Here is a 23795-nt window from a genome sequence, read left to right as displayed (position 1 = left end):
TAATTCCTTAAATCGGAATCGATTTAAGGATAAAATTATGCAGCATTCAAAGTGCTACAGCGTCCTTTGCGCGTCTTAAAAGACGCGCGGCGCTGTCGTGCGTGTGGTCGGCACGCCATGAGGTGCGAGAACCGGCACGAAGACGCGGCGGGAGGCCCGCGCAGCAACCGGCAGCCCCTGATAGAGCCGCTTCTGCGCTTCGACGATGATGACGCCCGAGAAGGCCGGCCAAAGCGTTCGGCCGATCCGCTCGAAGGCGCGCCGCAGGCGCAGGATGGTTCTGAGCTTCGAAGGCGGGAAGAACAGCGCTTCAGCCGTCGCGCCCGGCGTGAAATTCGTCTCGCGCAGCAGATTTGTCAGCTGACCGCGGGAATAGGGCCGGCCCGAACCGAAGGGCGTATGCTCCATGCGTGCCCAGACGCCGCGCCGGTTCGGCACGACGATGACCAGCCGTCCGCCCGGCGCCAGCACCCGCCAGAGCTCCTTCAGCGTCTCGCGCGGGCTTTCGGCAAATTCCAGCGAATGCACCATCAGCACCCGGTCGATCGAGGAATCCGGCAGCGGCAATTCCTCGTCGAAAACCAGCGCCGTCGTCGAGAGCGAGCCCATCGGCCAGTTCACCGCGCCCTGCCCGGCCGGCATGAAGGCGAAGGTGCGTTCGGTATCGGCCTGGAAGCGATCGAGGAAGGGCACGGCATAACCGAGACCGACCAGACGCTCCTGCGGCAGCCGCACCCAGAGCGAGGACAGCGCCATGGCGATCGACTGCTCGGCAAGACGTCCGAGCTCGGAATGATAGAACTGGCGTAAGTCGACGATATCGGCGTGCATTGCGACAAATGTTATCAGCGGGCGGTTGGACTTCAAGGCCGGAACCTCTACATTTCCGCGAGACTCCTGGGATAAGGGATTATTGAACGATGAAACCTTTGGAATTAGACGTTTTTCTCTGCCGCACCGACAATTTCGGCGTTCTCGTGCATGATCCGGAGACAGGCTTTACCGCGGCGATCGATGCGCCGGAGGAGGCGCCGATTCTGGAAGCGGCGACACGTCGCGGCTGGAAAATCACCCATATCTTCACCACGCATCATCACACCGACCATGTCACTGCCAACCTGGCACTGAAGGAACAGTTCGGCTGTGAGATCATCGGCCCGATCAACGAGGCCATTGCCATTCCCGGCCTCGATCGGACGATGGCCGATGGCGACAGCTTCCTTTTCGGCGATCACACGGTCAACGTCATCGAGACGCCCGGCCACACCGCCGGCCACATCTGCTATTACTTTGCCGATGACAAGCTGCTGTTTGCCGCCGACACGCTGTTTGCGCTCGGCTGCGGCCGGCTGTTCGAACGCCCGGCCGCCGATATGTGGCATTCCCTGCAGAAACTCGCCGTGCTGCCCGATGAGACCGCCATCTATTTCGGCCATGAATACACATTGTCCAATGCCCGCTTCGCGCTGACCGTCGATCCCGACAATGAGCGACTGAAGAACCGCGCCGCCGAGATCGAGGCCTTGCGCGCCGACGGCAAATTCACCATCCCGACGACGCTGGGGCTGGAAAAGGAAACCAACCCGTTTCTGCGCGCCGCCGATCCGGCGATCCGCCGCAATCTGCTGATGGAAGGTAAGACCAACGAGGAAGTCTTTGCAGAGATCCGCAAGCGCAAGGACCATTTCTGATGTCGCCTGAGGACATCATCAGCGAACTCGGCATGCAGCCGCATCCCGAAGGTGGCTGGTACGTGCAGACGTTCCGCGATACGGCGGGCGGAGAACGCGGCCATTCGACGGCGATCTATTATCTGCTGACCAGGGGGCAACGTTCGCACTGGCATCGTGTCCATGATGCGGCCGAGGTCTGGCATTATTACGCCGGCGCGCCGCTCTCGCTGCATCGGTCGGAAGACGGAACGGCAAGCGAGACCCTGACGCTCGGAACGAATCTTCCTGCCGGCGAGCGGCCGCAAGCAATCATTCCCGCCAATTGGTGGCAATCGGCCGAAACCCTCGGCGATTTCACCCTGGTCGGCTGCACCGTCTCACCCGGCTTCGAATTCTCGAGCTTCGAGATGGCGCCACCCGGTTGGAAGCCAGGCGGCTAGAGCATGATGCCGAAAAGTGTGAGCGGTTTTCGGGCGACATCATGCTCCAACTATCTAATTTAGAACAGGATTCAGATTTTAGGCCGACCGGGCCTAAAGTCATCCTGTTCTAAGGCCTATGCTGCAGCCGCAGGCTGCGCCGGAACTTTGCGGCGAAACATGTCCTGAGCGGCGAGCACCGCCCCGCCGGTGACGAGCAGGCAGGCGAGAGCAATGCGCCAGCTCGGCTCGGCAAATCCAAACAGCACCAGAATAAGCGTCGAAAGCAGAGGTGCTGCATAACTTGCCGCGCCGAGAATCTGGATATCGCCGTTCTTGACGCCGTAATCCCACGCGTAGAAGGCAGCACCGACCGGAAAGAGCCCGAGCCCGGCGACGGCGACCCATTCGAAAATCGTTTCCGGCCAGACGGTCGTCTCAAGGCCGAGATGGCAGAAGAGCGACAGCATGGAGGTCGCAAGGCAGAAGCCGGTGACGACATCCGTGGAGACGGCGTCGAAACGCCGCGTTAGCAGCGAATAACCGGACCATGTGAAGGCGCAGAGAAAGGCGGCACCGTAACCGACGGCATAGGCGCCGTCGAAATCGACGCCGTTGCGGCCAACGATCAGGAAGGTACCGCAAAGTCCGGCAAGCGCACCCGCCACATGATACCAGCGCAGCCGTTCGCCCGGCAGCAGCGCCGAACCGACGACGATCAGCAGCGGCCAAAGATAGGCGACCAGCCCCGCCTCCACCGCCGGCGCGTTCCGGAGCGCGGTAAAATAGAGAAAATGATAACCGAACAGCCCCGCAATGCCTGTTATCCAGACCTTGGCCGGCTGCTTCAGCAGCGCCAGCCGCGCGGGATTGAGGATAAGCACCACAAGGCCGGGAAGGCTGCCGATCGCAAAGCAGACGGCCGAAAGCTGGAACGGCGGCATCTTGCCGGAGGCGGCCGTGAACAACGCCAGGAACGACCACATCAGAATGGCCGTAAAACCGATCAACGTCGCGCGAAGCTTCACCTGTCCCCCTTCACGGAGGCAGAAGCCCCGTCAGCTGTTGCTGCCGTATTTGACGGCAGTGATCGTCACCATTCCATATTCGGTTGGAATGCGCACATAGACAGGAGCGTATACATTTGCCGCGTCCGACTTGGCAAACCAGATTTCCATCCGGTTACTCTTGCTGAGATAGTCGATGTCCTTGCGGCCCTTCTTGTAGCCCGAGCGCGGTACGAAGCGCACGCTGCAGACGGTCGCCTTGCCCTTGAAGCCATTGGTGGAAAAATCCTCGTCGCCCTTCGGCGACAGCACCAGATCCATGCGTGTCTCGCCATCGAAGATCGGCAGCGTCTGCGAGCAGACCTTGGTGTCGCCGGTGAAGACCAGGCCGGAGATCGGGTCGAGCACCGAGCGCATGTCGCGCGGCGTGACGTCGATCCAGTTCTTCGGACGCTTCGGCATCGGTGTCGTCGTCGCCGAGATGATGTTGCCGTTGCGGTAGCTGACCTCGTAGAAGCGGGCCTTCCGCTTGCCGCTCTTGTAGTAGAGAGAGTATTTTTGCGCCTGCAATCTGTCATTGCGAACTACGCCGGTGACGCTGGTCTTGGCCGAAATCGTCGTGACGAGATCGGCAAGACCGGCAGAATTGATGTCGCCGGCGATCTTGTAGCTGTGATCGTCCTCGATCTGCGTCAGGAACGCGGCGCGCGCGATCGGCAGGCCGGCGAGCGCCACCCGGTATTCCGTCCGATGCTGGATTTCGGCCGCCGATGCCGGTATGGCAAGAAGTGCGGCGATGGCCGAAATGAAAATCCGTCTGCCCGAATGAGCCATGGAAAAAAGCCTTGTCTTGCTGCGCGCTGGCAGGCCCTTGCTGAGCGCTCTATACTCCTGCCGCGAAGGGAAGAAAACAGCAGCTTTTTGACAGAATTGCGGGAAAGGCCAAGGTTTGGCTTGACGCGAGCAGCCTGTCTGACTATAGAACCGCAACTTTCCAATCATGCCCGTTGGATTGCGCGCCTGGCTTTGCCGGGAATGGCAATTCGATGGCCCGAGAAAAACAAGAATAGGTGTTCCATGTCCCGCGTGTGCGAATTGACCGGCAAGGCCGTCCTGACTGGTAACAATGTCAGCCATGCCAACAACAAGACCAAGCGCCGGTTCCTGCCGAACCTGTGCCAGGTAACGCTGATTTCCGACGCTCTCAACCAGCGTTATCGTCTTCGCGTTTCGGCTGCCGCTCTTCGCACCGTCGAGCATCGTGGCGGCCTCGATGCCTTCCTGCTGAAGGCCAGCGAAAACGAACTGTCGATGCGCGCTCGCCTGCTGCGCCGTCAGATCGCCAAGAAGACTGCTGAAGCCGCTGCTGCGTAAGCTTCTGCCCTTCTTTTATACGGCTTCAAAAGGCTTGAACGGATAATACCGGACAAGCCTTTTGCTTTGCCGGTTTGCTCCTCCAACTGGTGGCATCACCCAGGATAAAAAAATGCTGAAGACCCGCTATACCATCGCCTATGTCGCGCTGATGACGCTCGTCGTCGTCGCCTCCAACTTCCTCGTCCAGTTTCCGCTGAACGCCGAAGTCGCCGGCATCAACCTTGCCGACATCCTGACCTGGGGCGCTTTCTCCTATCCGATCGCCTTCCTGATCACCGATCTGACCAATCGTCAGTTCGGCCCGCAGGCAGCCCGCAAGGTCGTGTTTGCCGGCTTCGTCGTCGGCGTGACGCTCTCCTTCTTCACCTCAGTGCCGCGTATCGCCATCGCCTCCGGCTCGGCCTATCTCGCCGGCCAGCTGCTCGATATCGCCGTCTTCAACCGCCTCCGCCGCCAAGCCTGGTGGCGCGCGCCACTGGTCGGTTCGCTGATCGGCTCGGCGCTCGATACGGTAATGTTCTTCTCGTTGTCCTTCGCCGCCGTTTTCGTCTTCCTCGGCCCGAACGATCCCTTTGCGCTGGAAGCAGCCCCCATCCTCGGCGTCTTCGCCGCGGAGGCTCCGCGCTGGATTTCCTGGGCGATCGGCGATTTCGCCGTGAAGATGATCGTCGGCCTCGTCATGCTGCTGCCTTATGGCGCACTGATGAATGTGCTGCGGCCGATGCAGGCTGCTCGCGCCAGCTAGCTGAAGTTACGGACGCCGCCGGACCGCGTCGGCGGCGAGGGCCGGATGCAGCAGCACCTCTGCCGTCAGATCGTCGATACCTAGCGATGAATCGAGCCGCAGCACCGGCGCTGTCTGTGTTTCCAGCCATTGCTCATGTGCCACAAGGCTGCGGCGTTCGCGACCGGCCGTATCGTAGCTGGCGCCCATTCCAGGAATTCCCCGCTTTTACGGCCATGTCGCCGCCCGGCCTGATTCTATTGCCGTATCGGGCAATCTCCCGCGCAAGGATGCGCGCCATTCTGAGCTCCGAGTCGATCCTGAGGGACACGATCAGATCGTAAAGCGGCTCGAGCGGCCTTCCCCATTTCAGCGCCGATCCGGAGAGGACCCAGCCGTCATGCCGCGCCACCTCATCGAGGAGCAGCCCGATGCGCTCGTCGGCATCCCTCGGCGTCGTGAAGGGCGAATCGGTCGGTAACCAGAAGAAATCGTCGGTGTCGAGATGGGCGATATCGAGCTTCTCGGCAAGCGCACGGCCGAGTGATGTCGTGCCTGAACCGGACGCGCCCATGACATGAATATGCGCCACGAACTTCCCTCCGAGGCTGCTTTCCCGATGTCGCAAGCCGACCGATTGCGGCGGGATAGCCGAGGCATATGACATCAGTCTGACGTCTACGTCCTTTCGGACGCACAAAGGACGCTCTAACATTTTGAATCTACGCATCGTGCTTTCCGAAAATCGATTCCGATTTTCGGGCCGATGGCTAGGATCAATTCCGCTTCCGGGAACTCGGCGCTGACCACGCGGCCTCTTCCGAAAGCCGAAATTCCAGCATCAGATTGCGCTGCAGGATCGAATGATTGTCGTCCGACACTAGAATGATATGGGTCGTGCCGTCGGCAGCCTGGAAAGCATCGAGCCCTTCCATATTGTCGATCTGCGAGTTGAAATTGCCTTCCAGCAGCAAGTCGCCGTCGACGACGGCGCCGGGCCTGATGTCGGCGCCCTTGATGCGCCGAAGACGCATGCCGATGCCTTCGGCCATGTTGAAGCGGCGCTCCAGCAGCAGCAGGTCGCCGTTCGGCAGGAAGGCACCGTCGGTGATGTCGAAGCTGCCGTCTCGCTTAACCGAGAAACGGCCTTTCAGCGGCCCGCTGAGAATGGCCGCCAGCCGATTGCCGTCACTGTCGAGACCGCGTTCGGAGACGATGACCACGCCGCCCTTGAGTGGGCTGGATGCCGGCGCCACGGCGATGGTTTCGATGCCGCGGTTGTCGTCCAGCATCTTTCGCGGGATGAGGATCGGCAGGGTGGCTATCACTCCCGAGCCGGCAAAGCCGGGATCGGGATAGACATCGACGCGATGAGCCTGCTCGAAGGAGACCAGGATCCGGTCGCCGTCGAGCGCCAGGCCTTCGGCATCCATATGTCCCTTGCCCTCGAAGCTGCGCCCGGCGCTGTTCTTCATCGGCGTGATCTCGACATCCGAAAGGCCGGAAAGCCTGCCCTTGACGTCGCGCTCGATGCTGCCGGTCAGCCACTGGCCGGTGTCGAGCACGACGACGAAATGTTTTTGGTCCGGCCGGAAACGGATGGAGGAGAGCGAGCCGAATAGCGCTCGGCTGGAGACCACTTCCAGCCCGCCGAGAAATTCCAGCGAACCGAATTGCGTCTCCGAAGAGCCGATCCTGAAATCGGAGATTTGCCGGCTAATGACCGGCACGTCGTCGCCGGCCCATGACGAGGAAGCGCCGGCCGCGATGCAGAGAGCGATCGACGCCGCACGGCAGAGGCGCTTGACTGTCATTCTTCCAGCGACGTCAGCCGGCACGGCGAATCCGGCCGCCGCGCGGCTGGACGGATTGGTCCTCGAACAGTGAGGCAAGCTGCTCGGTCATCGCACCGGCAAGCTCGTCCGCATCGACGATCGTCACGGCGCGGCGATAGTAGCGCGTCACGTCGTGGCCGATGCCGATCGCCAGCAGTTCGACAGGCGAGCGCGTCTCGATCTGTTCGATGACGGCGCGCAGGTGCCGCTCCAGATAATTGCCCGGATTGACCGACAGCGTCGAATCGTCCACCGGCGCGCCGTCAGAGATCATCATCAGGATACGGCGCTGCTCACGGCGCGCGAGCAGGCGATTATGCGCCCAGATCAGCGCCTCGCCGTCGATATTTTCCTTGAGCAGGCCCTCGCGCATCATCAGCCCGAGATTGGCGCGCGCGCGCCGCCACGGCGCGTCGGCCGATTTGTAGATGATATGACGCAGGTCGTTGAGGCGGCCCGGCGTCTGCGGTTTGCCGCCGGCAAGCCAGTTTTCACGCGCCTGCCCGCCCTTCCAGGCTTTGGTCGTAAAGCCCAGGATCTCGACCTTGACGCCGCAGCGCTCCAGCGTGCGGGCGAGAATGTCGGCGCATGTGGCGGCAACCGTGATCGGCCGGCCGCGCATCGAGCCGGAATTGTCGATGAGCAGGGTAACGACGGTATCGCGGAACTGGGTGTCGCGCTCCATCTTGAAAGAGAGCGCCTGCATCGGATCGATGATGATACGCTGCAGCCGGGCTGGATCGAGATAACCCTCTTCCAGGTCGAAATCCCAGGAGCGGTTCTGCTGCGCCATCAGGCGGCGCTGCAGCCGGTTGGCGAGACGGCCGACGGCCCCCTGGAGATGCGCCAGCTGCTTGTCGAGGAAGGCGCGCAGGCGCTCCAGCTCGGCGGCGTCGCAAAGTTCCTCGGCGGTGATGATCTCGTCGAACTCTTCGGTAAAGACGTGATAATCGACCTTCTCGTTGAAATCGGCAAAAGGCGTATTCGGCCGGCGGGTCTCGCCCGGCGTTTCCGAATCGTCCTCACCCTCTTCCATCATGTCGTCGTCGGAGATTTCGGCGCCCTCGGTCTCGCCGTCCTCCATCTGCTCGTCGGCGACTTCACTGTCCTCGACGGGGGCGGCATCGGTGCCGGCATCCTCGTCGACCTCGTCCTGGTCCTGTTCGTCGCCGCTCGGCTGGTCTTCCTGCTCCGACTGGTCGTCATTGTCGGCGTCGCTGTCGTCGTCGCCGTATTCCTCGGCCATTTCCATGGCCGACAGCATGTTGCGGATGACCTTGGCGAAGGCCTGCTGGTCGTTGATCGCGCTCGACAGATTGTCGAGTTCGGACCCTGCCTTGTCCTCGATAAAGTCACGCCAAAGGTCGAGCACCTTGCCGGCGGAGGCCGGCGGGCGCTGGCCGGTCAGCTTCTCGCGCACCATCATCGCAACCGCTTCGCCGACCGGTGCGTCTTCCTGGCGCTCGATGCCGGTAAAATTCGCCTTGGAATATTTCTCATCCGTCATGGAGCGCAGGTTCGACGCCATGCCCTCCATGCGCAGCGCGCCGATCGATTCGACACGCGCTTGCTCGACCACATCGAAGATCGCCCGGGCATCCGAGCCCTGCGGCGCCATCGTCGCATGCACCTTCTCGTCATGGCAGGCGAGCCGCAGCGCCATCGAATCGCCGAGACCGCGGGTGACCGCCAGCTCATGCGCCGTCGGCCGCTTGGAAAGTTCCGGCAGCCGAATGCGCTCGCCGGTCATCCCCGGCCGTTCATTGGCGAAGGTCACCTCGACGTCGCCGTCGCCGGCGATCGAGCGCACGCAGCCGGTTATCGCCCGGCGCAATGGCTCGACGTCGACAGGCGCGCCGGGCTTTGCTTTCGAATTGTCACCGCGAGCTGCCATGATCGGTCGGTCTCAAGCTCCGAGAACGATATTGGCGGCACTTTCCTTCAGCTCGACGCCGAAGGCCCGCTGATAGTGCTCGGCGACCAGCGGACGCTCCAGCTCGTCGCACTTGTTGAGGAATGTGACGCGGAAGGCGAAGGCGAGATCGCCGAAGATCTCGGCATTTTCGGCCCAGGTGATGACCGTGCGCGGGCTCATGACGGTGGAGAGATCACCGTTCATGAAGGCAGCGCGCGTCAGGTCGGCGACGCGCACCATCTTCGAAACGGTCTCGCGGCCGCCCTTGTCCTTGCCGAAGCTCTTCACCTTGGCTGCGACGATATTCACTTCATGATCATGCGGCAGATAGTTCAGCGTGGTGACGATCGACCAGCGGTCCATCTGCGCCTGGTTGATCTGTTGCGTACCATGATAGAGGCCTGTCGTGTCGCCGAGGCCGATCGTATTTGCGGTCGCAAACAGGCGGAATGCCGGGTGCGGCCGGATGACGCGGCTCTGGTCGAGCAGCGTCAGGCGACCGGAGGATTCGAGTACGCGCTGGATGACGAACATCACATCGGGACGGCCGGCATCATATTCGTCGAAGACGAGCGCAACATTGTGCTGATAGGCCCAGGGCAGGATGCCGTCCTTGAATTCGGTGACCTGCAGCCCGTCCTTGACGACGATCGCATCCTTGCCGACGAGATCGATACGGCTGACATGGCTGTCGAGATTGATGCGCACGCAAGGCCAGTTGAGCCGCGCCGCCACCTGCTCGATATGCGAGGACTTGCCCGTGCCGTGATAGCCAGAAATCATCACGCGGCGGTTATGGGCGAAGCCTGCGAGAATGGCGAGCGTCGTGTCGCGGTCGAACAGGTAGTCGGTGTCGAGGTCCGGCACATAGGCGTCGCCCTTGCTGTAGGCGGGAACGCGGATGTCGGAATCGATGCCGAAGGCCTCGCGGACCGAAACGGTGGTATCGGGCAGTTCTGATATATCCAGGTCGATCTTGCTCATCATGTCTCCAAGGCGGGTGATGCCACCCGGCCATACTGTCTCAGGCCATGTCGCAACCCAGACGCCGCGTTTTTTATTCCGCGCCCGTCCAGGTCGGAACGTCGGCGATGCTCTCCGGGACTGAAACGAAACCTCGGCGGGATAATGACCGCGTGCGAGCATTCTTGAAAGAGTCCCGGACAAGAAACGCCGCGTCCGGAAGGTCGGCGGAGGCGATGTCGGGAAAACGCACAAATATGAGCCGCGTTTGCCTGCGGCCTCAGCCGATTTGGACCATACCCGATTGAAGCCCAAGAGCAAGGACGGGAATTAACAAAAACCGTTCTGCTTCAACAATTGATAGGCCTGGATGACGGCGCGGAAACGCTCCTCCGAGCCGCGGTCGCCGCCATTGGCATCCGGATGGTGTTTCTTCACCAGTTCCTTGTAGCGGCTCTTGATCTCCGCCGATGTCGCATTGGCGTCGAGGCCCATCGTTTCGAAGGCCTTGGTTTCGAGCGATTTCAGCTTGCGTGCCTGCGGAAAACGCGGCCCGCTGCCCTTGCCGCCTTCCTTGACGAAGCCGAAGGGATCGCGAACGCGGGTATAGGCGCCGGAGCGGATCTCCGAATGCAGCGGACTGTCCTTCGCCGCCTTGTTGACGCCGACCGTCCATGTCGGCCGGTGACCGGTGATCGCCTCTTTCTGGTAACGCGCGATCTCGCCGTCCGAAAGACCGGAGAAATAATTGTAGCCCTTGTTGTATTCCTTGACGTGCTCGAAACAGAACAAAAAGAACTGGCCTTCCGCATTGCGGCCGACGGGAGCGCGATGCGCCCCCTTTTTGTCGCAGCCGTCCCACTGACAGGTAGGCGGCGCCTGCTCTGTCTCTGGCTCGCGTTTGCGGCGTGTTCGGATGCGATCGAAATATTTGGAATCAAGTCTCATGACGGCGCTAATTATGGGGCTGTCGCGAAGCGACAACAAGAATTGACAAACGGGAATGTTGCTGGCTTGGTAGGAACCCTTTTCGCGAACAGCAAGACCGGATGATGACCCTGCGAACCCGCATCGAAGAAAAACTTGTCGAAGCCTTCGCGCCCGACCGCCTGAGCGTCATCGACGAAAGCCATCTGCATGCCGGCCACCAGCCCGATATCACGGGCACCGGCGAAACCCATATGCGGGTGAGGATCGTTTCCGGAAAATTCGCCGGCATGTCGCGGCTGGCGCGCCACCGGGCCATCACCGACCTGTTGAAACCGGAGCTCGATGCCGGCCTGCATGCGCTGGCCGTCGAACCGGCTGCACCTGATGAACCGACCCGCTGGTAGCGGCACGCAACCCATATGGGCATTCGCCGTCTAAGATCCAAGCAGAATCAGCCTGGCTTTGCGCCGTCTTCCCCGGCCGGGCGGATGCGCAGCTTGGTGATGCGGTTCTTCTCCCGCTTCATGACGACGAAACGCTTGCCGTAGAAGGTGAAGGCCTGGCGCTCTTCCGGGATGGTCATCGATTCGTGGATGACGAGTCCGGCGATCGTCGTCGCCTCCTCGTCCGGCAGGTTCCAGTCGAGCGCGCGGTTCAGGTCGCGGATCGGCACGCCGCCATCAACGACGACGGAACCGTCGGCCTCCTGGCGCACACCCTGTATTTCGATATCGTGCTCGTCGGAGATGTCGCCGACGATTTCCTCGAGAATATCCTCCAGCGTGACGATGCCCTGCACCTCGCCATATTCATCGACGACGACGGCGAAATGCTGCTTGCGGCGCAGGAAAGCGTTGAGCTGGTCCTCGAGGTTGGTGCTGTCGGGCACGAACCACGGCTTCTGCGCGATCTTCACGATATCGAGGTTCTGCGGCTCCATGTTCGGCTCGGCGAGCGCCCGCAGCAGATCCTTGGCGTGGACGACGCCGATGATGTTGTCGATCGTGCCGCGCCACAACGGCATACGCGTATAGGGGCTTTCGAGGATGACGCGCACCACCGCTTCCGGCGCATCGTCGGCGTTGATCGCCCGCATCGCGGTGCGGTGGACCATGATGTCGGAGAGTTCGAGCTCGCTAAGATCGAGTATGCCGCCGAGGCGGTCACGGTCGGCCTTCACCACCGATCCCTCGCGGTGCAGCAGATCGACGGCGCCGCGCAGCTCCTCATGCGCCGTCAGCATCGATGTCTCGCGTGAGAGATTGATGCCGAACAGCGAAAGAATCTGCCGGACGATCGCATTGACGAAGGAGGAAACCGGGCCGACGACGGCGACGAAGAGCTTGGCCGGCAGCGCGATGGCGAGTGCGAAGCGCTCAGGCGCCGAAATCGCCCAGCTCTTCGGCAGCACTTCCGCGAAGATGACCAGAATGACGGTCATCGCAAGCGTCGCCAGCGCCACGCCGGAACTGCCGAACAGCCCGAGGAAGAGGCTGGTGGCGATCGAGGAGGACAGGATATTGGCGAGATTGTTGCCGATGAGCAGCGCGCCGATCAGCCGGTCGCGCCGCTCGATCAACTGCCGGACGAGGCCGGCGCGTTCGTCGCCATTGACCTCGAGCGTATGGATACGGCTGCGCGAAACGGCGGTCAACGCGGTCTCGGAGCCGGAAAAGAAGGCGGACATGAACACGAGCGCCGTGATCGAAAGGATCTCCGGCCAATATGTCGAAAGAAATGCCAGAGCGCCTTCGACCGACATCAGGCGTGTTTTTCCCGGAGAAAGCTGATCACTTCGGACGCCGGAACATCGTCGGCGACGAAGGACTGGCCGATGCCGCGTGTCAGGATGAAGGTAAGCTTGCCGCTCTTGACCTTCTTGTCCTGGGCGATCGCGTCCATCAGCGTTTCGGCCGGCGGCAGGTCGCCTGGAATGTCGGACATGCGGGTCGGCAGGCCGACCTCCTTCAGATGCCGCTCGACGCGCCGCGCATCGTCCGGGCTTGCAAGGTTCATCCGTGCGGAGAATTCGTGCGCCAGCACCATGCCGATCGAAACGCCCTCGCCATGCACGAGGCGAGAACTGTCATAGGCGGTCGCCGCTTCCAGCGCGTGGCCGAAGGTATGGCCGAGATTGAGCAGCGCTCGCTGACCATTCTCACGCTCGTCGGCAACGACGACATCGGCCTTTGCCTGGCAGCTTGCGGCAATCGCCTCGATGCGCGCGGAGCCGCCGGTAAAAACCGCTTTCCAATTCGCTTCCAGCCAGGCAAAGAAATCCGGCTTGTCGATCAACCCGTATTTCGCGACCTCGGCGTAACCTGCGCGGAATTCGCGCTCGCTCAGCGAATTCAGCACATCCGTATCGGCCAGAACCAGGTCCGGCTGATGGAAGACGCCGATCAGATTCTTGCCGTGGCGGGAATTGATGCCGGTCTTGCCGCCGACCGAGGAATCGACCTGAGACAGCAGCGAGGTCGGTACCTGCACGAAGCGCACGCCGCGACGGACGATGCCGGCCGCAAATCCCGAAAGATCGCCGATGACCCCGCCACCGAGCGCGATGACGTAATCATTGCGCTCGACGCGCGCCTCCAGCACCTTGTCGCAGGCCGTCATCAGATGTTCGAAGCTCTTGGTCTTCTCGCCGGCCGGCAGGACGACCTCAGCCGAGGCGATACCTGCTTCATCCAGACTTGCGACCAGGGCTTTGAGATAGAGCGGCGCGACATTTTCATCGGTGACAACAGCCGCCTTGCGGCCCTTGAGGCGAGAGGCGATCTCGGCGCCGGCCCGCGTAATCAGCCCCGGCCCGATCAGGATGTCGTAGGCGCGCTCGCCGAGCGGCACATGCACCGTTCGGATGGCGGAGGCGGAGGTTATCGCATTCATGACGCTGCACTTTCTTTCTGAGCTTCGATCAAGGCCTTTAAGACTTCGTCGGCCATGATTTCCTTGCGGACGTCGCGCGAAAGCACGGTCAGATCGGCCTGCGCATAGATCGGATAACGCGCATTCATCAGGCCCTCGAGCGTCTGCTTCGGATTTTCGGTCTTGAGCAGCGGCCGTGTGTCGCGCTTGGCGACCCGGTCCCAGAGCACGTCGAGATCGGCCTTCAGCCAGACGGAAAGACCGCCCTTCTTGATATGCTTGCGCGTCCGGTCGTTGATGAAGGCGCCGCCTCCGGTGGAGACGACACGCGGCCCGCTCTTCAGCAGCCGCTTGATCACCCGCGCTTCCAACGCCCGGAACTCCTGCTCGCCATAGGCGGCGAAAAGCTCGGCGATCGTCATGCGCGACACCCGCTCGATCTCGAGATCGCTGTCGATGAAGGGAATGGCGAGCTGGCTGGCGACGATGCGCCCGACAGAGGATTTGCCGGCGCCCATCAGGCCGACAAGGATGAGATTGCGTGAACCGAGCGCGGCGCGAGCTCTGTCTTTCAAGCTTTCAGCAACGGTCAGCAGTTGTTCACTCATCGGTCCATTCACACTTTGTTTGCAAACGGTATCGACAAATGCAGATGGAGCGTCAAGTCGCGGACAAGGGAATCATGGCTTGAATACCGCTTCTTGCACTTGCAGATAGGCTTCTTATAACAGAAGCAGAGCATGAAGGAGTTGCTGGATGCCGACCCTGTTCCGTTTCCTGTTCGTCTGCGCGATCCTCGCCGGGACGGTCTACGGAGCGATGCTGGCGCTTGTGACCTTCGTGGAGCCGCAGCAGCGCGACGTGACGATCCGCATTCCGTCCGAGCGGGTCAATCCGCCCGCGACGGGCGCGATCGACACGACCAGGAAGTGACCGGCATGGTGGATCTCGGCCGCGTCCATGTGGAATCCTTCCTGGAGATGATGAGCGCCGAGCGCGGCGCTGCCGCCAACACGCTGCAATCCTATGAACGCGATCTCGACGACGTCCGCTCCTTCCTGACGGAGCGCAGCATACGGCTCACAGAAGCCGTCTCCGCCGATCTTGCCGCCTATCTCTCCTCGCTCGCCCGAAAGGGCTTCAAACCCTCGTCCCAGGCGCGCCGGCTTGCCGCCATGCGGCAGTTCTACAAGTTCCTCTATGCCGAGGGCCTGAGGACCGACGACCCCACAGGCATTCTCGACGCGCCGAAGAAGGGCCGTCCGCTGCCGAAGACGATGGGCGTCGACGAGGTCGGCAGGCTGCTTTCGCAGGCCGAGGCCGAAGCCGAGGATCCGGCTCCGGGCCAGTTGCAGCGCCTGCGCATGCTGGCGTTGCTGGAGCTGCTCTATGCCACCGGAATGCGGGTCAGCGAACTCGTCTCGCTTCCCGCCCGCGTGCTCGATCAGGAGGGCCGTTTCCTGATGATCCGTGGCAAGGGCAACAAGGAGCGGCTGGTGCCGCTGTCGCATTCGGCAATATCAGCCCTGAAATCCTACGGGCGCCTGCTGGCGGCCGAAAATGCAGCCGTGAAGGAACAGCAGGAAAGCCCGTGGCTGTTTCCCTCCGCCTCGAAGGAGGGATACCTGCCGCGCCAGGTTTTTGCCCGCGACCTCAAGAACCTCGCGATCCGCGCCGGCCTGACGCCGTCGCTGATCTCGCCGCATGTCATGCGCCACGCCTTTGCCAGCCACCTGCTTGCCAACGGCGCCGATCTGCGCGTCGTACAGGAACTCCTCGGCCATTCGGACATTTCGACCACGCAGATCTACACACATGTCCTCGAAGAGAGGCTGCAGCAGCTTGTCCAGACGCATCACCCCCTTGCCAAACAGGCGAAAAAGCACGAATAGGACCGGCGACATGGGGCGGAGCCAGGAAAACGCCCCGGGCACAAGGAACGGAAACGCACCTCATGCACAATTATCTCGACTTCGAAAAGCCGATCTCCGACCTCGAAGGCAAGATCATCGAGCTGAAGAAGCTCGCAACGGAAGACGAGAGCATCGACACCACCGATGAGATCGGCCGGCTGGAGGTTCGCGTCCGTGAGGCGATCGTCGAAATCTATTCCAAGCTCAATCCCTGGCAGAAGACTCAGGTCGCCCGCCATCCGCAGCGACCGCATTTCATCGATTACGCCAAGACCCTGTTCCAGGAATTCACACCGCTTGCCGGCGACCGCAAATTTTCCGAGGATGCCGCGATCCAGGCGGGCCTTGCCCGCTTCCGCGGCCAACCCGTCGCCGTCATCGGCCAGGAAAAGGGCAACGACACCAAGAGCCGCATCAAGCACAATTTCGGCAGCCCCCGTCCGGAAGGCTACCGAAAGGCGATCCGCATCCTTGAAATGGCCGATCGTTTCGGCCTGCCGGTGATTTCGCTGGTGGATACGGCAGGCGCCTATCCCGGCGTCGGCGCCGAAGAGCGCGGCCAGGCCGAGGCGATCGCCCGCTCAACGGAAATGTGTCTCGGCGTCAAGGTTCCACTGGTCTCCGTCGTCATCGGCGAAGGAGGCTCGGGCGGCGCCATCGCCATCGCCACCGGCAACAAGGTCTATATGCTCGAGCATTCGATCTACAGCGTCATCTCGCCCGAAGGGGCAGCTTCCATCCTCTGGCGCGATTCCACCCGCGCCCGGGAAGCGGCGACCAACATGAAGATCACCGCCGAGGACCTGAAGTCGCTCGGCGTTATCGACGGCATCATTTCCGAGCCGCTCGGCGGCGCGCATCGCGATCCCGACAGCGTGATAGCCGCAACCGGCGACGTAATCGCCAGTGCGCTGGCTGAGATGGCACCCCGCTCCGGCGAACAGCTGCGCAACGACCGCCGCCAGAAATTCCTCGCCATGGGCCGCAATCTCTAACGGACATTCGGTTTCTCATCGATTGGGGCCAAATCTTGGCCACATTGATGTTATCTGTAGCATTCGCGCTTGCGGGGATGTTCCAGGCACGTCATAGGCTGGTAAGGACTTGTAAAGTATAAACCGTCTATGATTCCGTTTGATGCCTGGACTCCATGGGCGGACCGGGTCGCATTATCTTTATGGGCTAGTTGGGATGCGCATACGTTATTTTGCCTATATCTCCCTCATGGCGCTGGCTCTGTCCGGCTGCAATGACGCGTTGGAAACCGCGCAGGTCGATCTTTCCAAGGTCAAGAACAAGGTCGAGCAGCCGCTTCCCAGCCATATCCTCGCTCAGATGTCCGCCAAGGGCATGGACCGTAATTCGCCGATCATGATCCGCATCTTCAAGGAAGAAGGTGCCATGGAGATCTGGAAGGCGAAAACCGACAACCGTTTCGACAAGATCGCCGATTACAAGATCTGCGCCTGGTCCGGCCGTCTCGGCCCGAAGGTAAAGACCGGCGACCGGCAGGCGCCGGAAGGTTTCTACGACCTGACGCGCGCCAACCTCAATCCCAATTCCAAATATTATCTGGCGATCAACACCGGCTTCCCGAACCGCTACGACGCGGCGAACGGCCGCACCGGTTCCGATCTGATGATCCACGGCGCCTGCTCGTCCTCCGGCTGCTATTCGATGACCGACCAGCAGGTGCTGGAGATCTACGCTTTTGCCCGCGACGCCTTCAAGGGCGGCCAGGCGACGGTGCAGCTGCAGGCCTTCCCCTTCCGCATGACGGCGGAAAACATGGTGAAGCATCGCCTCGACGGCAATTACGACTTCTGGAAGATGCTGAAGGTCGGCTACGACAATTTCGAAGTGACGAAGCGCCCGCCTGAGGTGAATGTCTGCGAGAAGAAATACGTCTTCAATCAGCAGGCAACCGACGGCAACGCCTTCAATGCCGCCGGCAAATGCCCGGCAATGTCGACGCCGCCGGCGCTGACGGCCGCCCTTGCCTCCTACGGCAAGACCTACGATGCCGATTATGCCAAGGCGATGAGCAAATTTGACGGCATGGCCTGGTACGATCCCACCGAAGCCGAACGCAAGGCCGTGGTCGCCAAGCAGCGTAAGGGCCGCGAGCTTGCCTACGCTCCGACCGGCACCTCGCTGGAAGCCGGCCGCATGGTCAAGGTCGCCGAACTCGAAGACATGATGGCCAAGCGCACCGCGCAGGGCCTCGCCGCCAAGAGCGCGCCGGGCGCCACGCCGGCAACACCTGCCGGGCCGCAGGCAATCTCTGCCCAGCCGCAGGCAACGGCCGTCGCTGCCGCGACACCTGCGGTCGTGCCGGTGCCGATGCAGAACCCGCTGGCCTTTGCGGCGCCCGAACCGCAGGAAACGGCGGAAGCCACGGCAAAGAAGCCGTTCTGGAAATTCTGGGCGAGGAACTGAACGGCTTGAACCCCGTTCTCTACGATCTTCGCGGCCTGAAATGCCCATTCCCGGTGATCAAGACACGCAAGAAGCTCGCCGCCATGGCGAGCGGCACGCTCATTCGCGTCGACACCACCGACCCGCTGGCCGTGATCGATATGCCGCATTTCTGCAATGAGGACGGCCACGAACTGGTCGAGACGGAAAAGACCGAAAACGGCCACCGCTTCCTGATCCGCAAGCGCTAAAGAGCGTCGCGCAAAACTGAAACTAATTGAATGAGCCTGAGGGTTATTACAAAGCGCACGCCTTCACCATAAGGCTGTCGCCCGCATCTCCAACCTTGCCTGCTCGCGCTTCCGCAACTGTCGGCCGGAGACCAAGTGGCGCCGAAAATTCATCATACAACTACACAGCTTTTGTATGTTGACATTATACTTTACAGGTTCTAGCCATAGTGAGCCGGTCGGAGGAACGGCAAGAATAGAGGAGGCTATCGATCCAAGTCTTCTGTTTCCACAAGAAGAGCGACAGTGTTCGCGTGTAGAGGTCAGCAGCTGTTCCATCGAACCCGATGGGCACCGCTGAGCCATGTTGGTTGTCTCGATGAGCCTCTTCCAACTCGCGCAACTTTTCGTGCCGGACCATCAGTGCCCGATTGTGGAAATATCGCTGGAAGGAGGCGAAGCGTGCAGAGGACCTTCCTCTAAGTCGCAAAGCCGGGGATATCGACTCTGAGAATTAATCGTCATGCAAAACGGGAGGAGAGCATGAAAAATTTCGTTAAACTGGCGGCCGGTCTTATGGTTGCCGCTTCATTCATGAGTGGCGCGGCCAGCGCTCAAACGGTGCTGAAATCGTCCGATACTCATCCGGACGGTTATCCCACAGTCGAGGGCGTTAAATACTTCGGCGAGCTGTTGAAGGAGCGGACGCAGGGCCGCTATTCCCTCGAAGTCTATCATTCCGCCCAGCTCGGCGAGGAGAAGGACACGATCGAGCAGGTGCGCTCCGGCGTAATCGAGCTGAATCGTGTGTCAATGGCACCCTTCAACGGCACTGTGAAGGAATCGATCGTTCCGGCTCTGCCCTATATCTTCCGTTCGGAAGAGCACATGCACAAGGTCATGGACGGCGCAATCGGCGACCAGATCAAGAAGGCGTTCGAACCGGCCGGTCTCGTGGTGCTTGCCTTCTACGATGCCGGCGCGCGCTCGTTCTACAACAAAACGAAGCCGATCAGTTCGGTTGCCGATATGAAGGGTCTGAAGTTCCGCGTTATCCAGTCCGATATCTTCGTCGACATGGTGGCGGCCCTCGGCGCCAATGCCACGCCGATGCCCTATGGAGAAGTCTACTCGGGGATCGAAACGGGCGTTATCGACGGCGCGGAAAACAACTTCCCGAGCTACGACACCGCCAAGCACGCCGAAGTAGCGAAGAACTACTCTCTCGACGAGCATACGATCCTGCCGGAGGTGTTCGTCATGAACAAGGCGGCGTTCGACAAGCTGACGCCGGAGGATCAGGCGGTCTTCAAACAGGCCGCCAAAGACAGCGTCGCCAAGCAGCGCGAGCTGTGGTCAGCCAAGGTCACTGAATCGCGCGCCAATGTCGAAAAGCTCGGCGCCCAGATCAGCACGCCGGACAAGCAGGGGTTCATCGACGCCATGGCCCCGGTTTATGAAAAGCACGTGAAAGACGACGTGCTGAAGAAGATGGTCGAGGATGTAAAGGCTGTGCAATAGCCATAGCTTGCCTTCCTTTTTATTGCGGAAAGCGGCGTCGGTTATCGGGGTGGACGGTTATCTCCACCCCGGTTCACTCGCCGTTTCCTGCACATCTTTCTCGTTTCCTCCCGGCAAGGGAGAGTGAGCGCCCAATTTCGACGAGGCCCTTATGTCGAACAACCTGACACCCGTCGTCAATTTTCTGACACGCCTGAGCAACGCCACCCTTTGGCTTGCGGGCACCGGCTTGGTGCTGATGACGGTCTTTGTCGCCTGGCAGGTATTTTGCCGCTATGTGCTGAACGACTCGCCAAGTTGGACGGAGCCGGGCTCGGTCATGCTGATGAGCTGGTTCATCTTCCTCGGCGCCGCCGTCGGTATCCGGGAGAATAATCATCTTGGTTTCGACGTGCTCCTTTATGTGCTGCCGAAATCCGGCAAGCGCGTCCTGCGCATGATCTCGGACGTCGTCATTCTCGCCTTCGGCGCTGGCATGATCTGGTACGGCGGCGCGCTCATAAGCCTGACCTGGAACACAACCTTGCCGTCGCTGGGTATTTCCGGCGCGTTCGACTATCTGCCGCTCGCAGGCGGCGGGGTGCTTGCCGTCGTCTTCTCGCTGGAGCGCATCGTGCTCCGCCTCGCCGGCGAACCGATTGACGATGCGTTGGATGAGATTCTGCCGGCGGAAATCGCCGTCGAGATCGAAAACATCAATGCCGATCCGAACGTCAAATTGAAAGTGTAGCGCGATGGAACTCTGGATCCTGTTCGGTGTTTTCACCACCCTGATGCTGATAGGAACGCCGATCGCCTTCTGCCTCGGCGTCGCCAGCTTCGCCACGGTGCTCTACATGGGCCTGCCGCCGCTGGTCATCTTCCAGCGGCTGAATTCCGGCATGAGCGTATTTTCGCTCCTCGCCATCCCCTTTTTCATCTACGCTGGCGACCTGATGGTGCGTGGCGGCATCGCCAGCCGCATCGTCGCCTTCGCCGCATCACTGGTCGGCCACGTGCGCGGCGGCCTCGGCCAGGTCAACATCGTCACAGCCACGCTGTTCGGCGGCATCTCCGGTTCGGCGGTGGCAGAAGCCGCAGCCGTCGGCGGCCTGATGATCCCGCAGATGAAGCAGCGCGGCTATGGCGCCGATTATGCGGTGAACGTCACTTCGATGGCAGCGCTGATCGCGCTGCTCCTGCCGCCCTCCCACAACATGATCATCTATTCGATCTCTGCCGGCGGCAAGATCTCCATCGCCGACCTGTTCACCGCCGGCGTGTTACCCGGACTATTGCTCGCGGTCGCGCTCATGGTGACGGCCTACATCGTTGCGCGCTCGCGCGGCTATCCGACAGAACCCTTTCCGGGCTTTGTCATGGTGGCTCATTTGCTCGCCGTCGCACTCCCCGGGCTGCTGCTGATCGCCATCATCTTCGGCGGGGTGAGGTCCGGCGTCTTCACTGCGACGGAAAGCTCTTGCATCGCTGTGCTCTACGCGCTGCTGATAACCCTCCTGGTCTACCGGCAGATGAGTTGGAGAGACTTCGTTCACGCCACGCAGGGCGCCGTGCGCACGACGGCAATGGTGCTTTTGATTATCGGCACAGCCGCCGCCTTCTCCTGGTTGATGGCCTTCCTGAAGGTGCCAGCCTCGCTGGTGATCTGGATGAAGAGCGTCGCCGATGATCCGCTGACGGTGCTGCTCCTGCTCAATGTCCTCATGCTTGTGCTCGGCACGTTTATGGACATGGGGCCGACCATCATTATCTGCACGCCGATCTTCCTGCCGGTTGCCCAGGCTTACGGTGTCGACCCGGTGCATTTCGGCGTGATCATGATCCTCAATTTCGGCATAGGGCTGAACACGCCTCCAGTCGGCGCGGTGCAATTCGTGGCTTGTGCAGTCGGCAAGATCTCTGTCTGGGAGGCCATGCGCTCGATCTGGCCGTTCTACGGTGCGGGCATCGTGGTGCTCGGGCTGGTCACTTACATCCCGGCGATTTCGCTGTGGCTGCCGAGCGTGTTCAAATAGGAGTGCGACATGGCGACCGACACAGCCGTAGATTTCAGGGTCGAGCGAAGGCCGAAACTCTCCGAAGGCGTCGTTTCGACCATCCGTGCTCAGGTCGTGTCCGGAGTGTACGCGCCCGGCCAAAAGCTGCCGACCGAGATCCGGATGGGCGAACTCTTCGGCGTCAGTCGCACCGTTGTCCGTGAGGCGATTGCAACCCTTGCCGCCGACGGCCTCGTCGAGGCGCGGCAAGGCGCCGGCGTCTTCGTCAAGAACCATCCGACGATTGCCTTCGGTTCGATCAGCGCCGATGTCGGCAACAAGGTTTCCCATGCACTCAACATAATCGAGGTGCGCATGGGGCTCGAAATCGAGAGCGCAGGGCTTGCTGCGCTACGGCGCAATGCGGCTCAGGAAGCGCAGATTCAGGAAGCATTCTTCGAATTCGACCGGCTGCTCGAGCGCGGCGAAGCAACCGGCAAGAGCGACTTCGCTTTCCACCGAGAAATCGCGGCTGCCACCAATAATTCATATTATGTCGAAGTTCTCGATGCGCTTGGCATGCGGGCCATCCCCTGCGACGTCGCCTCGCCTTGGGGTACGGATAGCACGCTGTCGCGTGACTATCAGGAAGGCCTGCAGCGCGAGCATTTGGCGATTTTGAAGGCGATTTCTGCCGGGGACCCGGAAGCCGCCCGCGCCGCCATGCGCGCCCATCTGGCGGCAAGCCAGGAGCGCTATCGCAGCCTTCTCAGCGGCCAGCAGGCCAAGTGGCTTTCAAGTATCCTTAAACGCAAGACCTGAAGAAGATCGCGCCACAACAAACATCAACGGTTTAAATCCGCATACCGGGGATAGCGAGCGGATTGTCGGAGAGCGCCGCGCGATCCGGCATATCGATGCGCGGCTTGCCGAGGAAGGCGTCGAAGAGATCCTTCACGAAGGCTTCCGGCAGATCCCGGGTGATCAGCACCATGCGCGTGCGCCGGTCTTCCCCCGGCCAGGCGGGAAGCCGCACCGGCGGATGGAAGATGCTCTGCACTCCATGCAGCACCAGCGGCCGATCCGGCCGGTCGGAGACGGACACGATCGCCTTCATCCTCAACAGCTTCTCGCCATGGGCCGAACGCAGGAGATCGATGAACATCTCGAGCGCCATCGGATCGATCGGTTTGTCTTCGATGATCGAGAACGAGCGGATCGAGGCATCGTGACGATTGACGTCGTGCGGGTCCTGGTGCGCATGATCATGATGGTGGTGACCGTGGCCATCACGATCACGATCGTGATTGTGGTCGTCATCATGATGGTGATGATGCGCCTCGTGTGCATCCTCGTCCTGCAACCAGCGACCGACATCGGCGATCTTCGTCGCCGGATCGTAGAGCCCGTTGACCAGCACCGCGGCACTGCCCGCCTCGGCGCTGTCGGCATCCATCATCGCGGCACGCGGATTGAGCGCCCGCAGCCGTTTTTCCAGCCCGTCCGTTGCCTCGGCCATCGTCTTTTTCGAGACGATCAGCCGGTCGGCGACCGCCGCCTGCTTGCGCGCTTCCTCGTGATTGTCGAGCGTCTGCAGCCCATTCACCGCGTCCACGACGGTGACGACGCCGTCGAGTTCGAAATTCGTGGCAATGACGGGATTTCCCATGATCGCCTGCATGACCGGTGAAGGATCGGCAAGGCCCGTCGTCTCGATGACGACGCGCTTGACCGGTTTGACGCGGCCCGTCTGCACGGCGTCCATCAGGTTCGCCAGCGTATCGACAAGCTCGCCGCGCACGGTGCAGCAGAGGCAGCCATCGGACAGCTCGATGATCGAATCGCCGGAACTTTCGACCAGAAGATGATCGATACCGACATCGCCGAATTCGTTGATGATGACGGCCGCATCCCTCATGACAGGATCTTTGAGGATGCGGTTGAGCAGCGTCGATTTGCCGGCGCCGAGAAAGCCGGTCAGGATGGTGACCGGAATCCTGTCGTTGAGCGCGCTCATGTCATT

General features: G+C 61.3%; 25 protein-coding genes and 1 pseudogene. 14 read left to right on the top strand and 12 right to left on the bottom strand.

All coding sequences use genetic code 11. The features are described 5' to 3' along the window. Window positions 1-75: 75 nt before the first annotated feature. Complete coding sequence (locus FFM53_RS15355; RefSeq protein ID WP_130727549.1) at window positions 76-867, bottom strand: class I SAM-dependent methyltransferase; 792 nt, start codon at window positions 865-867, stop codon at window positions 76-78. Between the two features lie 53 nt (window positions 868-920). Here FFM53_RS15355 and gloB point away from each other — a divergent pair, with 53 nt between their 5' ends. After that, window positions 921-1691, top strand: coding sequence for a hydroxyacylglutathione hydrolase (gene gloB, locus FFM53_RS15350; protein ID WP_138331703.1), 771 nt, complete (start codon window positions 921-923; stop codon window positions 1689-1691). Continuing rightward, window positions 1691-2113 carry a cupin domain-containing protein gene (locus FFM53_RS15345; RefSeq protein ID WP_138331704.1) on the top strand — a complete coding sequence of 141 codons (423 nt, stop codon included), beginning with the start codon at window positions 1691-1693 and terminating at the stop codon, window positions 2111-2113. The genes gloB and FFM53_RS15345 overlap by 1 nt, the downstream gene beginning before the upstream one ends. A 116-nt stretch (window positions 2114-2229) precedes the next feature. On the opposite strand, the gene yddG is transcribed toward FFM53_RS15345, so the two are convergent. Further along, window positions 2230-3120 carry an aromatic amino acid exporter YddG gene (gene yddG / locus FFM53_RS15340; protein WP_138331705.1) on the bottom strand — a complete coding sequence of 297 codons (891 nt, stop codon included), beginning with the start codon at window positions 3118-3120 and terminating at the stop codon, window positions 2230-2232. Between the two features lie 30 nt (window positions 3121-3150). Beyond that, window positions 3151-3933 (bottom strand): DUF3108 domain-containing protein, encoded by a 783-nt coding sequence (locus FFM53_RS15335; RefSeq protein WP_029871080.1) that lies wholly within the window; start codon window positions 3931-3933, stop codon window positions 3151-3153. A 243-nt stretch (window positions 3934-4176) separates the two neighbouring features. Between FFM53_RS15335 and rpmB the strand changes: the two genes are divergently transcribed. Next, on the top strand, window positions 4177-4473 hold the full coding sequence (gene rpmB / locus FFM53_RS15330; RefSeq protein WP_003543341.1) for a 50S ribosomal protein L28: 297 nt from the start codon (window positions 4177-4179) through the stop codon (window positions 4471-4473). A 112-nt stretch (window positions 4474-4585) separates the two neighbouring features. Next, window positions 4586-5221 (top strand): VUT family protein, encoded by a 636-nt coding sequence (locus FFM53_RS15325; protein WP_138331707.1) that lies wholly within the window; start codon window positions 4586-4588, stop codon window positions 5219-5221. Window positions 5222-5227: 6 nt separating this feature from the next. Here the strand turns inward: FFM53_RS15325 and FFM53_RS15320 are convergent. The 5 genes and pseudogenes from FFM53_RS15320 to FFM53_RS15300 form a co-directional block, all read right to left on the bottom strand. Further along, window positions 5228-5792, bottom strand: a pseudogene (locus tag FFM53_RS15320) (ATP-binding protein). Window positions 5793-5976: 184 nt separating this feature from the next. Then, complete coding sequence (locus FFM53_RS15315; protein WP_138389553.1) at window positions 5977-7014, bottom strand: esterase-like activity of phytase family protein; 1038 nt, start codon at window positions 7012-7014, stop codon at window positions 5977-5979. A gap of 13 nt (window positions 7015-7027) precedes the next feature. Further along, window positions 7028-8929, bottom strand: a complete 1902-nt coding sequence (gene cobT, locus FFM53_RS15310; protein WP_020051849.1) for a cobaltochelatase subunit CobT — start codon at window positions 8927-8929, stop codon at window positions 7028-7030. A 12-nt stretch (window positions 8930-8941) separates the two neighbouring features. Further along, window positions 8942-9934, bottom strand: a complete 993-nt coding sequence (cobS, locus tag FFM53_RS15305) for a cobaltochelatase subunit CobS (protein WP_011653731.1) — start codon at window positions 9932-9934, stop codon at window positions 8942-8944. A gap of 309 nt (window positions 9935-10243) precedes the next feature. Next, window positions 10244-10861 carry a J domain-containing protein gene (locus FFM53_RS15300; RefSeq protein ID WP_011653732.1) on the bottom strand — a complete coding sequence of 206 codons (618 nt, stop codon included), beginning with the start codon at window positions 10859-10861 and terminating at the stop codon, window positions 10244-10246. Window positions 10862-10962: 101 nt separating this feature from the next. Between FFM53_RS15300 and FFM53_RS15295 the strand changes: the two genes are divergently transcribed. After that, a complete protein-coding gene (locus FFM53_RS15295) occupies window positions 10963-11247 on the top strand; it encodes a BolA family protein (protein ID WP_171600148.1) in 285 nt (94 codons plus the stop codon). 47 nt (window positions 11248-11294) lie between these two features. Here FFM53_RS15295 and FFM53_RS15290 read toward each other — a convergent pair whose 3' ends face one another. From FFM53_RS15290 to FFM53_RS15280, 3 genes are read right to left on the bottom strand one after another with little or no spacing between them, the layout of a single operon-like run. Continuing rightward, window positions 11295-12605, bottom strand: a complete 1311-nt coding sequence (locus FFM53_RS15290; RefSeq protein ID WP_138389552.1) for an HlyC/CorC family transporter — start codon at window positions 12603-12605, stop codon at window positions 11295-11297. Then, complete coding sequence (gene aroB / locus FFM53_RS15285; RefSeq protein ID WP_138331711.1) at window positions 12605-13735, bottom strand: 3-dehydroquinate synthase; 1131 nt, start codon at window positions 13733-13735, stop codon at window positions 12605-12607. The genes FFM53_RS15290 and aroB overlap by 1 nt, the downstream gene beginning before the upstream one ends. Continuing rightward, window positions 13732-14322: a shikimate kinase gene (locus tag FFM53_RS15280; RefSeq protein WP_003543361.1), complete on the bottom strand. Its 591-nt coding sequence runs from the start codon at window positions 14320-14322 to the stop codon at window positions 13732-13734. Before FFM53_RS15280 ends, aroB begins: the two co-directional genes overlap by 4 nt. Before the next feature lie 148 nt (window positions 14323-14470). On the opposite strand from FFM53_RS15280, the gene FFM53_RS15275 reads away from it, so the two are divergent. The 9 genes from FFM53_RS15275 to FFM53_RS15235 all read left to right on the top strand — a co-directional run bounded on the left by FFM53_RS15275 (window position 14471) and on the right by FFM53_RS15235 (window position 22594). After that, window positions 14471-14647, top strand: a complete 177-nt coding sequence (locus tag FFM53_RS15275) for a hypothetical protein (protein WP_012759201.1) — start codon at window positions 14471-14473, stop codon at window positions 14645-14647. A gap of 5 nt (window positions 14648-14652) precedes the next feature. Next, entirely contained in the window at window positions 14653-15606 is a 954-nt protein-coding gene (xerD, locus tag FFM53_RS15270) for a site-specific tyrosine recombinase XerD (RefSeq protein WP_138331712.1), read from the top strand. 62 nt (window positions 15607-15668) lie between these two features. After that, a complete protein-coding gene (locus tag FFM53_RS15265) occupies window positions 15669-16622 on the top strand; it encodes an acetyl-CoA carboxylase carboxyltransferase subunit alpha (RefSeq protein WP_138331713.1) in 954 nt (317 codons plus the stop codon). Window positions 16623-16818: 196 nt separating this feature from the next. Further along, window positions 16819-18066, top strand: a complete 1248-nt coding sequence (locus FFM53_RS15260; protein WP_138389551.1) for a L,D-transpeptidase family protein — start codon at window positions 16819-16821, stop codon at window positions 18064-18066. A 5-nt stretch (window positions 18067-18071) separates the two neighbouring features. Then, window positions 18072-18296, top strand: a complete 225-nt coding sequence (locus tag FFM53_RS15255) for a sulfurtransferase TusA family protein (RefSeq protein ID WP_018482755.1) — start codon at window positions 18072-18074, stop codon at window positions 18294-18296. A gap of 522 nt (window positions 18297-18818) precedes the next feature. Further along, window positions 18819-19796 carry a TRAP transporter substrate-binding protein gene (locus FFM53_RS15250; protein WP_138389550.1) on the top strand — a complete coding sequence of 326 codons (978 nt, stop codon included), beginning with the start codon at window positions 18819-18821 and terminating at the stop codon, window positions 19794-19796. Window positions 19797-19947: 151 nt separating this feature from the next. Beyond that, the gene (locus FFM53_RS15245; protein WP_138389549.1) at window positions 19948-20526 is read left to right on the top strand and encodes a TRAP transporter small permease; all 579 of its coding nucleotides are present in this window, start codon (window positions 19948-19950) and stop codon (window positions 20524-20526) included. A gap of 4 nt (window positions 20527-20530) precedes the next feature. Beyond that, entirely contained in the window at window positions 20531-21811 is a 1281-nt protein-coding gene (locus tag FFM53_RS15240) for a TRAP transporter large permease (protein WP_011653742.1), read from the top strand. A 9-nt stretch (window positions 21812-21820) separates the two neighbouring features. Next, window positions 21821-22594, top strand: coding sequence for a FadR/GntR family transcriptional regulator (locus FFM53_RS15235; protein WP_138389548.1), 774 nt, complete (start codon window positions 21821-21823; stop codon window positions 22592-22594). A 31-nt stretch (window positions 22595-22625) separates the two neighbouring features. Here the strand turns inward: FFM53_RS15235 and FFM53_RS15230 are convergent, their stop codons facing one another. After that, window positions 22626-23789: a CobW family GTP-binding protein gene (locus FFM53_RS15230; protein ID WP_138389547.1), complete on the bottom strand. Its 1164-nt coding sequence runs from the start codon at window positions 23787-23789 to the stop codon at window positions 22626-22628. Window positions 23790-23795: the final 6 nt, after the last annotated feature.

Source organism: Rhizobium indicum, from assembly GCF_005862305.2.
Lineage (GTDB): Bacteria > Pseudomonadota > Alphaproteobacteria > Rhizobiales > Rhizobiaceae > Rhizobium > Rhizobium indicum.
Note: the sequence above shows the minus strand (reverse complement) of the source record. Positions and strands in the feature narration are given on the sequence as shown.